Origin of the sequence: Pseudoalteromonas sp. 1_2015MBL_MicDiv, assembly GCF_002407505.1 — a bacterium.
In the GTDB taxonomy this organism is placed as follows: Bacteria; Pseudomonadota; Gammaproteobacteria; order Enterobacterales; family Alteromonadaceae; genus Pseudoalteromonas; species Pseudoalteromonas fuliginea.
Genome location: NZ_CP012737.1, coordinates 3,018,622 through 3,032,208 on the forward strand (window position 1 = coordinate 3,018,622; position 13,587 = coordinate 3,032,208).

General features: G+C 37.4%; 13 protein-coding genes. 6 read left to right on the forward strand and 7 right to left on the reverse strand.

Annotated features, from left to right (window positions below; genetic code table 11):
- Positions 1-8 precede the first annotated feature (8 nt).
- From AOR04_RS13455 to AOR04_RS13475, 5 genes are all read right to left on the reverse strand, one after another.
- Complete coding sequence (locus tag AOR04_RS13455) at positions 9-3,044, reverse strand: TonB-dependent receptor domain-containing protein (protein WP_096793635.1); 3,036 nt, start codon at positions 3,042-3,044, stop codon at positions 9-11.
- A gap of 602 nt (positions 3,045-3,646) precedes the next feature.
- Positions 3,647-4,147, reverse strand: a complete 501-nt coding sequence (locus tag AOR04_RS13460) for a DUF1543 domain-containing protein (RefSeq protein ID WP_007377016.1) — start codon at positions 4,145-4,147, stop codon at positions 3,647-3,649.
- 10 nt (positions 4,148-4,157) lie between these two features.
- Positions 4,158-5,504, reverse strand: a complete 1,347-nt coding sequence (locus AOR04_RS13465) for a sigma 54-interacting transcriptional regulator (RefSeq protein ID WP_096793636.1) — start codon at positions 5,502-5,504, stop codon at positions 4,158-4,160.
- 2 nt (positions 5,505-5,506) lie between these two features.
- Positions 5,507-6,049 carry a hypothetical protein gene (locus AOR04_RS13470; RefSeq protein WP_007377018.1) on the reverse strand — a complete coding sequence of 181 codons (543 nt, stop codon included), beginning with the start codon at positions 6,047-6,049 and terminating at the stop codon, positions 5,507-5,509.
- A gap of 1 nt (position 6,050) precedes the next feature.
- The gene (locus AOR04_RS13475; RefSeq protein WP_096793637.1) at positions 6,051-7,508 is read right to left on the reverse strand and encodes a sensor histidine kinase; all 1,458 of its coding nucleotides are present in this window, start codon (positions 7,506-7,508) and stop codon (positions 6,051-6,053) included.
- Between the two features lie 331 nt (positions 7,509-7,839).
- Here AOR04_RS13475 and AOR04_RS13480 point away from each other — a divergent pair, with 331 nt between their 5' ends.
- From AOR04_RS13480 to AOR04_RS13500, 5 genes are all read left to right on the forward strand, one after another.
- Positions 7,840-8,073, forward strand: coding sequence for an EF-hand domain-containing protein (locus tag AOR04_RS13480; RefSeq protein WP_096793638.1), 234 nt, complete (start codon positions 7,840-7,842; stop codon positions 8,071-8,073).
- A gap of 24 nt (positions 8,074-8,097) precedes the next feature.
- Entirely contained in the window at positions 8,098-8,325 is a 228-nt protein-coding gene (locus AOR04_RS13485; protein WP_007377022.1) for a hypothetical protein, read from the forward strand.
- Positions 8,326-8,615: 290 nt separating this feature from the next.
- Positions 8,616-8,852, forward strand: a complete 237-nt coding sequence (locus tag AOR04_RS13490) for an EF-hand domain-containing protein (protein ID WP_096793639.1) — start codon at positions 8,616-8,618, stop codon at positions 8,850-8,852.
- Between the two features lie 9 nt (positions 8,853-8,861).
- Positions 8,862-9,098, forward strand: coding sequence for a calcium-binding protein (locus AOR04_RS13495; protein ID WP_007377023.1), 237 nt, complete (start codon positions 8,862-8,864; stop codon positions 9,096-9,098).
- Between the two features lie 134 nt (positions 9,099-9,232).
- Positions 9,233-10,909, forward strand: a complete 1,677-nt coding sequence (locus AOR04_RS13500) for an amidohydrolase (RefSeq protein ID WP_096793640.1) — start codon at positions 9,233-9,235, stop codon at positions 10,907-10,909.
- A gap of 52 nt (positions 10,910-10,961) precedes the next feature.
- Here the strand turns inward: AOR04_RS13500 and AOR04_RS13505 are convergent, their stop codons facing one another.
- Positions 10,962-11,198, reverse strand: a complete 237-nt coding sequence (locus AOR04_RS13505) for a YgjV family protein (RefSeq protein ID WP_007377025.1) — start codon at positions 11,196-11,198, stop codon at positions 10,962-10,964.
- 287 nt (positions 11,199-11,485) lie between these two features.
- On the opposite strand from AOR04_RS13505, the gene AOR04_RS13510 reads away from it, so the two are divergent.
- The gene (locus AOR04_RS13510) at positions 11,486-12,142 is read left to right on the forward strand and encodes a Crp/Fnr family transcriptional regulator (RefSeq protein ID WP_002962665.1); all 657 of its coding nucleotides are present in this window, start codon (positions 11,486-11,488) and stop codon (positions 12,140-12,142) included.
- A 435-nt stretch (positions 12,143-12,577) separates the two neighbouring features.
- On the opposite strand, the gene AOR04_RS13515 is transcribed toward AOR04_RS13510, so the two are convergent.
- Positions 12,578-13,417 carry an HDOD domain-containing protein gene (locus tag AOR04_RS13515; protein ID WP_007377026.1) on the reverse strand — a complete coding sequence of 280 codons (840 nt, stop codon included), beginning with the start codon at positions 13,415-13,417 and terminating at the stop codon, positions 12,578-12,580.
- Between the last annotated feature and the right edge of the window lie 170 nt (positions 13,418-13,587).

The following is a 13,587-nucleotide window of genomic DNA, read 5'->3' on the forward strand; positions in this document are numbered from 1 at the left end:
ATCGTCGATTAAAATGAATATTCAGCTTTTATAAAACCAAATCGACCAACACCACCACCGTAACCACTGTAGTAGTTACCAGTGCTTTTGTGGAACAAACCGTTATTATCAAATATATTATTGATACCGCCTGATATTTTCAAACGAGAGTTTTTATCCATTTTCATTGAATACGAGGCTGAAATATCGTGTCTTAGGTAGGTTCCGTAATTTTGGAAGTACAATGGCTCTGGGTTTTCAATACACCCGCTATCACCCGTATTACAAAGGACCTTATTATCAGCTACAGCATCCAGATAATCGCTAACATCTTCATCAGTCTCTAGCTCATCTTTGAATCCCCCCAAGTATTTAACTTTCCAGCGTACACTTAACTCATCAAGCTTCCATCGAAGTGAAACCGAACCTTTATCTTGAGATGTATAATAACCTGCATAATTTAAGGTCTCTAAACCATCGTTACCTTCATAAGTCGTTGATTGCTCAATAACGTGATTAAAATCACCTTTTAGTGTTAAAGAACCGTAATCATTTAGATCAATTTTTTGTGAAAATGTTATATCAACCCCACGCGCACTTTCTTCGTTTAAGTTATATACACGTTGGATAATTTTAGTTATCTGGCCTTCACTGTTTCGTGTAATATCGTTACAAAATGCATTGTCGGTGCCATAACTTAGGCTTGAGTTATAGCATTGCTCTAATATTTCTTCGTTAGGGATTTCTCCAAGCGCATCTTCAATTGAAATGTCGTAGTAATCTATCGCGAGGTTGAAGCCTATTAAAAAGTCAGGCGCCATTGTGATTCCAAACGTGTAAGAATCTGATGTCTCAACATTTACATTTGAATTACCTGCATTTGGAGAGTAACTATTGTTCTCATCTGCCAACTCAAATGCTTCATCCTCAGAGATTAAAGTAGCAAGAGTTGGATCTAATCGACAATTTGCATGGCCAACTTCTGTTGAGGTAGCTGTTACACCTTCGCATATGTCATCAAAGCTATCAAAGTCACCTCGAGGAGGTGAATAAAGATCACTGATACTTGGCGCACGCTGTGAACGTGAATAGTTAGCTCTAATGCCATAACCTTCAACGGGTATCCACATAAAACCAAGCTTATAACTGGCTACGTTGTCTAAACTATCGACGCTGTATTGTGCTAACCGTAATGACGTTTCGACTGAAAGTGACTTAGCAAAAGTTACTTCTTTGAGTAGCGGTATACTAAATTCACTAAATATTTCAAACACATCCATTGATTCATTAAACTCAGGAATTGTATTCCAAGTGATCCCCCCCACTTTTAGCTCTTCGCTGGTTTGTAAATCAACAGTGTCTTTGCGGTACTCACCTCCAAATACAGCTGATACATTACCCGCTGGTAGCTTAAATAAATCCCCTGTCATGTAACCTAAAAGATTATATTGCTCAATATAGGTATTAATTGTTGGACTACTGCGTATCCAATCGGCCATTTCTGGTGTAATTGAACCTTCGCCAAATATATTTAATGCAACACAACCATCTGCACGTGCTTGCTCATCTTTACATTGAATAGTACCATCTTCGAGTTGCTCTGCTTGCAAAGCTTGGTTTACTTTGACTATATTTAGTTCGTTATTACGATGCTGTTCTTGATGAAATTTACCAAAGCCTACCGACATATCCCATTCCCACTCATCATTAAAAGCGGTTCCCTGTAAACCAGCCCAAGTACGAAGGGTTGTACGATTATTTTCGGTTGTAATATTACCTACTTCACCAAAACGTCTATCCCAATAAATACGATCTTTATATGGGTTAGTATCAATCATCTCCTGGGGAACATAAGGGTTATCTATTGGAATATATCCAGGTCGAATATCATCTAAAGCATCGCCAGTTTCTGCATCAAAAGTTGGTACATAGGCACTTTCATAATCGTCTTCTGGTGACTTATTATTGAAAGAACTAGTAAGGCTTAACTGAACTTGAGCATATGCTGTTAGTGAGTCGTTAATATCGTAATTAAGTTTTACGGCAGTGCTAAATTTATCATTTGGTATTTTGAGCGCAACATACTCATTTGAATTAATACCGTAACGCTCTTCGTTACCTTTCCAATCATCACGTAACGTTTGCCCATCGTACCAAAATTGAGTGTCATTATTACTAGACTCTAAAAATACGCCTCCTAGAGTTCCATCACTTTTGCTTGCCCAATCGGCGGGTGTTTGATCACGCATACATACATCATCGCCATCTGCATTTTGCATTGTGTTACACATAAGCGAGCTGTCGTAGCCATGAACATCTTCTAATTGGGCACGTTTTCTATCTGAGTAACTTAATCCAAATTCACGGTCCCAACTAGAGCTAACAAAGACGTAACCTTTATCATCATCAAATGAAGTACCGTAATCCATATCAATCGTGAATTCTTTTGCACCGCCTTCAAACGACTCCCCTGTTCGACCGCTTAAACTAAAGCCTTCTTTATCAGTTTGCGTAATTATATTAACCACACCTGATACCGCATCTGCACCATAAGTTGCAGATGCGCCACCGGTAATAACTTCAACGCGCTGCACCATACCACTAGGGATCGTACTTAAACTTACTTTATTACCACTGTAACTATTTGAAACAACACGACGCCCATCAATCAATGTTAACGTCCTACTAGCACCCAAACCGCGTAAATTAACGGTAGAAAGCCCGGTACCCGAAACTAATGACTGACTATTAGTATTACTAATATCTTCAGTTAATGAAGGAATACCATCAACTAAAATATCAGCTAACGATCCCACACCTGTATCAGCAATATCTTCACGAGTCATAACAACTAGTGGTGTAGGAACACTAAAACTATCACGTCTTAAACGAGATCCTGTTATAACAATTTTTTCTACTTTTTCTTTGGTTTTGGCCACTTTTTTAGCTAACGTTGTATTTGTTTGTGGTCCAACATCAATATTTTCTTGTGCTATCACTTGCTGAGAAAAACTTGCAGTGATCGCGATTACTAATAGGCATTTTCTTGTTGATAAAGTGTTCACACGCTTCCCTTTATGAATGTTTTTAATATTTATGTCATTATTTTTAAGTTAAAACAGTTCAATTTATTAATTATTTTATTTGTTACTTATAATTAAATAAATGTTAATTAAATAGCAATCACCTTAATCTCCTTTATGTCACTTCTTTATATCTTTTTAAAGTCTATTCATTTAAAAACAATAACTTAAAATATTACATAAAGCATGCAATCACATACCGTAGTTAGCTTTCATTGAAACACACTGTTTTCTAACCGTATGTATGGCGCGCTTTATTAGGTGGCACGCTTTTTACTTTGCCACAGATTATTGGCATCTAATTAGGTGAGGTTGATGATGAACTTTAAGAGTGATTGCACTTTTTCTATGTATTTTTACAACTTGGATCATGCAAAAATAAAAGAGTACCCACATCAGGCAGATACAATTAATTATTAGCTTTTGAAAGATATAAATATCGTGCGGAAGGAGAAATGTTGCAATATAGGTGTCATTAAAAGTTAGTTTCATTGCTTTGCTTTTAGCAAAACATGTCTTTATGTCGCTTTAATCTCACAAAAAAAGCAGCGTTAATAACAAGCTGCTCCGATACTCATAAGTCATTACAATATATGGTAGCCAAACCAATCTGGCTTTATGGTTTGTGCTTCACCGCTGGGGGTTAACTTTATATTCAATTGGCTGTCGAGTAAATCAATGGCAAAGCAATCGTCTACATCATGTAAATCATCTTTATGAATATGGCTAAGCCCTGCAAGTAAATCGTTTTTAGCACGCTCTTTAGCTTCATGGCTACTGCTTGCAACATACAGTGCAAAGTCGTGTTGCTCAGCCATAGAATCACTTCGGTAAGCGCCTAAATTTACAAAATAGAGTTGTTTATTTTGCTCCACATAGCTCTCGACTACTTCTACTTTAAAACCATCTATATGATTAATTGCCATGTAGCTATCCATGTGAACATTACTTCTGTCGCCTACCCACTGGCTTTTTAACTTTGAGTAGGTTTGTTCTATATTCTCCCCTACAACAAAACGAATATCATGCATTTCTATATGGCAACCCTGAATTCGCCCCCCTAAATACACCATAAATAACTGCATTTGCTTCTCTTTATAAATTATCTACATCAATATTATGTTTTTTAATCAGTTTATAAAAGTCTGAACGGTTACGTTTGGCAAACTTAGCGCCTTCAGCTACGTTACCACCAGCCATTTTTAAAGTGTTAATTACATAGTCGCGCTCAAACTCTTTTTTAGCGTCGTTTAGTGATAATGGTTCTACGTTTTTTTCATTACTATTTAGCGCAGCTAACACTAAGTGCTCTGAAATAACATCGCTTGGCGTTAATGCTACAACCTGCTCTACTACGTTTTGCAATTGGCGGATATTACCTGGCCAATCGTAACGTACAAGTGCATGCATAGCATCGCTTGCAAAGTGTTTTTCATTTTGGTTCATGCGCTTAGCAATGCTTGCACTAAAATGTTGTGCTAATAAGCTTATATCTTCGCGGCGTTCACACAGTGGCGGTAATTTTAAATTAACTACGTTTAAACGATAGTATAAATCTTCCCTAAATTGCTGGTTTAAAATAGCTTCAGGAAGATTTTTGTGTGTTGCCGATACAATACGCACATCTATTGCTATCTCTTCTTGAAAACCTACTGGGCGAATTGTTTTTTCTTGTAATACGCGCAGTAACTTAACCTGCAAGTTAAGCGGCATATCGCCTATTTCGTCTAAAAATAACGTGCCACCCTGTGCTTGTTGAAACAAGCCTTGGTGATCTTTAATTGCCCCCGTAAACGAGCCTTTTTTATGACCAAATAATTCGGACTCTAAAAGCTCCCCTGGTACAGCGCCACAGTTAATTGCAACAAAAGGGCCACCGCTTACATGACTATGCTGATGAATCGCCTGTGCGAGTAACTCTTTACCAGTACCACTAGCCCCCGAAATAAGTACATTAACTTGCGTTGGCCCAAGTAATTTTACTTGCTCTAACAAGTGCAGCATTGCACCACTGCGCGTAACTATATTACTTTTAGGTGCAGCTTCATCAGCGTTAACACCGTGAATTTCAATTGCTTTAGCAAGGCTGTCAAATAGCTCATCTTTATCTACAGGTTTAGTTATGAATGCAAAAATGCCCTGCTTAGTTGCCTCTACTGCATCAGGAATTGAGCCATGCGCTGTCATCATAATGACAGGTAATGCTGGGTAGCGGTTTTGCAGCTGACGATGCAGTGCCATACCATCCATTTCATCCATGCGTAAGTCGGTTATTACGGCATCAAACACTTGGCTTTTAAGTATTTGTAGTGCGGTTAAGCCGTTTTCACAGGTTGTCACTTCGTATCCTTTTGATTCAATACGAATAGCGAGCAGTTTTAATAAGCTAGCGTCGTCGTCAACGAGTAATACTTTTGCACTTTGCACTTTAGTTGCTGCCATCGTTACTGCTCCTTCGTTTCTTCTCGTAGTAAAAGTTGCTGCTCAATCGTAGCTAACGATGAGAGGGTTTCTTGCATTTTATTATTAAGTGCTTGCTGCTCTTTTTTAGCATTTATTTGCATAGTTACTTGCTGCTTTTGAAGCCATAAATATTGCTTTATGTCATCAGGCCAAAAGTAAGCAAGATCGAGTTTTAGCAACTTAGTCATTACCGTATTTGGATCATCATTTATGTTTAAGCACATAAATTTAAAAAAGCGTTTAAGCTCGTTTTCACCTGTAAAAACATCTTTGTTAGGTACCAATTTAAATCCGCCACACTGATTAGCGTGCCATGCAATAACTTGCTCTGCAGGAGGATAGCTTGGTTCAATTTTTGGTCTAGGTTTTGGACTAGGGTTACTGTTTTTGTCGTTCGTTTTTTTTGTATCGACCACAGGTGCAGGTGTAATTGACACACGCTCTTTTTGCCCATTATTAATTTCACAACCTGATATAACCATGCTACTAAGCACACATAAAATAGCGATTAAACGCAAGCGCATGTTAATTAACTCCTAGACTTTTTGTTATGGGAATTTTAATTGAAAACCGGCAACCATGTGGCTCGTTATGCTCAACAGTAAGTGTACCTCTTAGCTGTTCAACAGACTCTTTTACAATAGTTAAGCCCAGCCCACTGCCTTGCAGCGTAACATTTTTACTGTGTTTACCTTGATAAAATGCGCTGAAAATTTGAGTTTTTTCTTGCTCTTTAATACCGCACCCTTTATCAAGTACAACGATACAAAGCTGGTTTTGCTCAAGCGCTAAATTAATAGTAACGCTTTGCTTATTATCTGAAAATTTTAAGCCATTTGAAATAAGCTGAATTAAAATCATCTCAATAAGCTCACTAGGTAAAGCAAGCGGTTTGTTAGGTAAAGTGTTTTGCCACTGCAGAGCTTGCTCACGCGCACTTAAGCGATGCTCAAAATGGCTATTAATTTTATTAATAAGAAGACTAAATTCAACTTCGCTTAAGCTGTCTTTACTGGTGCGAATCGCATTATAACTCAGCAGGCTGTCAATCATTGTGCGAAGGCGCACCATAGATTGGCTAATAAGCTCAAGCACTGCTTTTTGCTCAGCGGTAATTGGGCCTACTATTTCATCAGTTAATAAGTCAGTGCCTTCAACCATTGAAGCAAGCGGCGTTTTTAGCTCATGGGTAACATGGCGTAAAAAAGTATCTTTTTGCTGCTCAAGCATATGAAGTTGCTCTTGCACCCATTGGAGCTTTTCTCCTAGCTCAACAAGCTCAGCTGAACCTTTCACAGATATTTTTTGCTGCCAATGCCCCTGCCCTAGCTTATCAATAACCGTAGTTAACCCTTTTAGTCGCCCACTTATACGCCATAAAAAACCACCACCAACAATTAAAGTAAGCGGAATAAGTGCCACCAGCCAGTTTATAAATGAAGTTTGTAAGCTTGTAAGCTCATTTTGGTTATTGGTAATTTGCGCTTCGTTTTTATCACGTAACCATAAAGTAAGCTCAGCAACTAAATCGCTCACTGGCACAAATAGCTCAGCTTGTTGTTGTTTTTGCTCAACGAGTTTTACATGCGCGGTTTGTAAGGTGGTATATAAGCGTTGCCATTGGTGAATATACTCTTTATTCGTGTTTACAAATTTGAGTTCATCAATGCTTTGTAGGGATGATTGCCATTTATCGACAATGAGCTTATCAAGCGATTCACTTTTTAATACCCAGTTTTGCCTAGTGGCGCGCTCAAGGCTGTTGAGCTCTTGTTTTAGAGTATTAAACGATTTGGTAACTTGATAGTTGTTACTCACGATACTTTGAGTAACCGCTAATTGCTTGTTAAGCGCATTTAAAAATACAATCACCACTATAGAAAGCGGGAGTAACGAAAGCAGCATACTCATTGCAAATTGCCCAATTAAATTAGGCCGCCAGTTAAGCATTGCTTGGTATTTTTTAGCTATGGTTGCTGGCATTTCGTTTAGTCCTTTTAAGTTAAGCGTTCTATTATTAAGTGCTTACCTTATACACTAGCTGAACCAGCAATTATATTTAATACGATTAACAGCCAGCGCTACAAAAACAATGTGTCGCCAAATAGAGACAACGTAACTCGTTGATTTTAATAAACTCCCTTTCACCCCCACCAAATAATGTTGCAAAAGGCGCACAAAAATTACAATAAACCCAGTAAAAACTTCTCACTGGCTTAAAGCAAAAATAATAACCAATTGAAAAATAACAATAATTATTATTGGCACCATTTTTGTAATAGGAGGAATAACTTTAATCAATAAGGAAATAATTATGAACAAACGCATTTTAGTAATTTCATCATTACTGGCTTTAGGCTTTTTCGGCGCTAATGCACACGCAATGGACGTTCAAGCGACTTTTAACGAACTTGATAAAGACAGCAACGGGACATTAAGTGAAGCCGAAGCAGGTGAAGATGCTGTGTTACACGAGAATTTTTCTCAAATTGATACAAATCAAGATGGGCAATTGTCGCTAGATGAATTCAAAAAATTTATTCAATAAACTCATTTAATAAGGAACGTGATTATGAAACAACTTATCGCCGCTTTTTCATTAATGTTTTTAGCAATTAGTGCCACCGTAATTGCATCGCCAACAAATGTGCGTTTTGCCCACCTAGATAAAGACATGGACGGACAAATATCAATTATTGAAGCCAAGCAAGACAAAGAAGTAATGAAGCAATTTACCGATTTAGACGAAAACGATGATGAAGTGATTTCTAAGACAGAGTTTAAAAGCTTTAAGCCTTAACAAGTTAAGTTTTGCTTAAGCTTTTATCTAGTAGAGTGAACTAAAGCATTTGCCATAATCCCTGAGGGAGTGTGTAAAAGGATTTAATGTTGGGATTTAAATTATGGCAAGTGCTTTCCCCGCTTCTACTAAATTGTTTATAACCTAAATAACCTGAACTCTGGTTAATAAATCTATCTCAAGCAGCTATTCCCAGCGCTGACTGCGTTGAATTTACTCGTAATAGGCCAGATGTGTTAGCTAACTTCTCAACCAGATTACAGGTTAAATAATCTTTTGGAAGAAATACCATGAAGATACTTTCCTTTGTTACAAGCACCTTAATACTATCAAGCTTTGACGCCCTAGCACTTGATGTTAAGCAATGCTTTTCCCATCTCGATACTAACAAAAATGGTTATTTAACCCACGACGAACTTGAACCTCAACCACAATTATTGAGCACATTTTTGATATGGGATAAAGATCAAGATAACCAAATTTCATTAATCGAATTTAAAAATTATCTAACCAATAACCTCTACTGAGTATTTCCTATGAAAAAAATACGCTATATGGCACTTTTTGCATTCAGCACTTTTTGCACTCTAAGTTTTGCCGCAAGCAATAATATTGTTGAACAATTTAATAAATTTGATAGAAACCAAGATGGCTTTTTAACACGTGGCGAAGCATCAATAGACCCTGCTCTTTGGTCTCGATTTTCAAGCTATGATCAAGATAAAGATGGTAAGCTAACATTAAATGAATACGGTTTATACGCGAGTAAATAATTGTTAACTCTTAAGCTATGTAGGTATCACTAACTAGCTTTAGTTTACTTCGTCCCCCAACCATCTCATCATATTGGTATTATAAAAATGATTTTGTTAGTGTTGATTCACTAACAATAAAAAAATAATGCCTTATGCTACTCAAAAAACTAATCAAACCACTCATACTAGCCAGCCTTTGCGCAAGTTCTAGCTACACTCTTGCACAAACAAAAGTAATTTATAACGCCAATGGTTACACCCCTTTATACAAAGGCGAAGTACAGCAGTTTTCTACCCTTGTCATTAAAGATGGCAAGGTAGTAAAACTAGGTAGCGATACACTTAAAGATAGCTACCCAGACGCCAAGCTCATTGATGTACAAGGTAGCACCTTATTACCAGGCTTAATTGATGCTCATGGCCATGTTATTGGCCTGGGAGATAACTTATCGCAGCTTGATGTACGTGGTGCAAAATCGGTTGATGAAGTCACAAATAAACTAAAAATATTTGCCAATAACAAACAAGGTTGGATTATAGGGCGAGGTTGGAACCAAGAGCTTTGGGCTGATACCCGCTTCCCAACAGCTAAAGATTTAGACAAAGTAGTTAATGATCGTCCAGTTGTGCTTTCACGTGTAGATAGCCACGCTATTTGGGCAAATTCAAAAGCGCTCGAACTTGCAGGTATTACCGCCCAAACAAAAGCACCTGAAGGCGGTGAAATAATTAAAGACGAATTTGGCAACCCTACCGGCATATTTGTAGATAAAGCAGAATCGCTAATTACCCAGCATATGCCAGAAGCTTCCAAGCAAGATATAAGCGACTCACTAGATGCAGCAGGTAAACATTTATTAAGTTTAGGTATTACCTCTACCCATGATGCTGGCATTGATAAAGCAACGTGGGAAGTTTACAAAGAACGCAGTGAACTAGGAAATTTACCTGTGCGTATTGTGGCCATGTTAAGTGGTGCTAGCCCCGACTTAAACACAATGCTTAAAGCAGGGCGATACCAAGACGCAAACAGTTTCATGTCAATCCGCAGTGTTAAAGTATACGCCGATGGTGCACTTGGATCTCGTGGCGCAGCTCTTATTGAAGATTATGCAGACCGTACAGGCCATCATGGATTAATGCTAGAGACACAAGAAAAACTCGAAGCACTCTTTACGCAAAGCTTTAAGCGCGGTTTTAGCGCTCACACCCATGCTATTGGCGATAAAGCAAATAAAGTGGTACTTGATGCTTATGAGAAGGTGTTTAAAAAAACGGGAGGGATATTGCTTCGTAACCGTATAGAACATGCGCAAATTGTAACGCTTGAAGACATTCCTCGCTTTAAAAAGTTAAAGATAATCCCATCAATGCAACCAGTGCATGCTACATCAGATATGCATATGGCAGAGCAACGCTTAACTGAAAAACAACTAAGCGGTGCCTACGCTTGGCAATCTTTTTTACAGCAAGGATCTATTATTGCGGCTGGGTCGGACTACCCTGTAGAACTCGCTAATCCATTCTATGGGTTATATTCAGCCATTACACGCATGGACCACAATCAATTACCTAAAAATGGTTGGCGTGCAAGTGAAGTATTAAGTAGAGAAGATGCATTACGTGCATTTACTTTAGGCGGTGCGTATGCCGCACATCAAGAGTTTAAAATTGGTAGCTTAGAACAAGGTAAATGGGCTGACTTTATTTTAATAGACAAAGATTACTTTAAAATACCTGTTGATGAGATTTATGAAACGAATGTGTTGCAAACATGGATAGCAGGAATAAAACGGTACGAAAAAGAAAAAAATATTATCGATAAATAAAACCTATAAAGGGTTAACGCAAGTTAACCCTTTATAGTTACAGCGTAGTATTTTAGCTTTTAGGCGCTTCAACTTTTGGCTGACGATATATTTTTATAATGTGATATAAATTTACGAGCGACAATAAGCCGTTGGTAAAAATCACAGGTACTGCACCAATGGCAACACCATATGCAGTAAATACAATACAACCAAACATGTTGTACCAGCGTAGTTTTACTACATCAGTCATTGTTAACGATGCAACCAATAAAGCTGACGCAATATAACCTAAATATTCCCAACTCAATTGTTCTCTCCCAGCCTTTAGGTTAGCATTACACTACTGCTAGCTTATGACATTTATAAGTATTGCAAAGTAACAACAAAATAAAAAAGCTAACTTGCTTAAAAAACCTGAAAAAGTTTGCCGGAAAATACCAGCAACTTCTTAAATCATTACACGGGAAATGAAGGTAAAATAATACTCTTAGCAAAGCTAATAGTATTAGTAGCAAGTTAGCGTAAATTCTTAGTGTCTTAATGCTATCGTCATTAAGATGTAATAAATAGGACAAATGTCCGAAGAGCACATTGATGTTTCAATACCATTTTTCTAGTTACCTTGTTGATCAGCTTTTAACCTTTGCCGGTAGTAGCTATCAACAATCAAAAAAAGAAGTTCTGATCCATCAAGATCAGCCTTTAAGCAAGCTTGTGCTTGTACGCAGTGGCACTGTGTCGTTTAGTTACGATGTAGGAAATGGACGACGCCTGCTGTTAGGACAATTGGATTGTAACAACACCCTTATTGGTGAAATAGAAGCGCTAAATAATAATCCGTGTATTTATACGGTCACGTGTTTTAGTGATGTAACCTATAACCTTATTGAATTAAGGCATTGGCGCGCACTGCTGCTTGAAAAACCAGAACTGAGTTTATACACAGCGCAGACTATAGCGGCTAAATTTCAAGAAAATCAAAAAATCAATCTAGATAAGCTATTACTACCGCTAAGCTACAACATAGCTAAAGATTGTTTACTAAGAGCCGAAAACAACAACCCTACACTGCTTAGAGCTTACCCTACGGTAAATGCAGAAGCCGAACGTTTTGCAACAACTGAGAGAGCTTACAGACGGGTTGTTACAGAACTTGTAGAAAAAGGCTTAGTGCTTAGAAGTAACGATGGTTTGCAAGCGGTTGATATACCCAAACTAAGTGAATACGTAGACAGCTTTGCTCAGCTTTAAGGTTTTTGATTAATTGGCTTGGCTGGTTAAATAATTAGTAAAACGTTATCCATAAAAAAGCTATTTAAGACCTTACAACATTCAGTTAAAAATTTGATATGAGTCGCGATTATCAGATTTTTAATCTGACAATGTTAGAATGTACGTGCTTGTACAGCAAATAACCCCCCAATTCGCTTAATTAAGAGATCGATTTTGAGATAAGAAAATACTGTCGATAACTGGCCTATTACAAGTAAATTCAACGCAGTTAGCACTAAAAATTGCTGCTCGAGATGGATTTATTATCCAGAGTTCAGGTTATTTAAATATTTCAAAAAATTGCTCCACTGTATACCTTAAACAGCATTGCAATTAAATCGTGTTTTAATAGTCAACATTAATACCAATCCGTATAAACCTTTAAATAATCTAAACGGACTGGTATTACTTACTTTAGCTAAACATGTCTTTCACATCGTCAAGCATATCGTTGTATTCATCACTCGAGAACAGATCCATGGAAGGGATAACCCCTTTTTCTATATACACTTGTAAAGCAGCTGACTTATCAGAAACCTGGAGTGTTCCCTCTAAAATAGCGCCAATACGAATGAAATCGACATAACTTATTTGTTCTAACTTATAACTCGGATCAGCCCAACTTAAAGCGACATTAGAAAATTCTTCAGGAAACTCCCAAGCACGCATGATAGAAGAACCAATTTTCCCACTAAGCTTTTGAATTGCATGAGCTAAAAAGCTCGGGTTAGCAAATACTTCAGGATGACGCTCAGCTTCAGTTAAAATAGGTAACACACCAATGTTATAAACCAATGCAGCTAGAGTGATTGAATCGCGATTTAATGAAGTATGTTTATTATTTTTTAAGTAAAACTCCATGAGTGTTATCGAATGACTCGCAACCGTTAATGTTTTTTGCCAAGCTTTGCCCATGTAGCCTTTAATTATCTCGTTATTAGATACAAATAATTGCTCCATAGCCATTGCTGTTGCAATATTTTTAATTTGACGAAGTCCAATACGTGTCACTGCTTGTTGTAAATTGGATACTTTTACAGAGCGCCCCATAATCGCACTATTAGCTACTTTTATCATACGAGCAGAAAGCGCGGGGTCTTGTGATATCACATCTGCCATTTGCATCAAATTGACATCAGAGTTATCAGCAGCTTGGCGAACCTTTACAGCAACTTCAGGTAATGTAGGTAAAACGAGTGTATCGTTATTTATTCTATCGACTAAAATTGTTAATAATGCATTTTCTGTAGACATAGATCTTTCATCCTTTTGTTCTTCGATTGCAATGCAACTGCAAACTTCGACAATTAATTTTTGTAATTTTCATAGTACAATTAGTATTGTCTAACTTACCGTTAAAGTTAAGAAAATTATAGAAGTTTATTCCTTATTCTATGTCTTTTATCGCAAGGGCTTGTCTTACA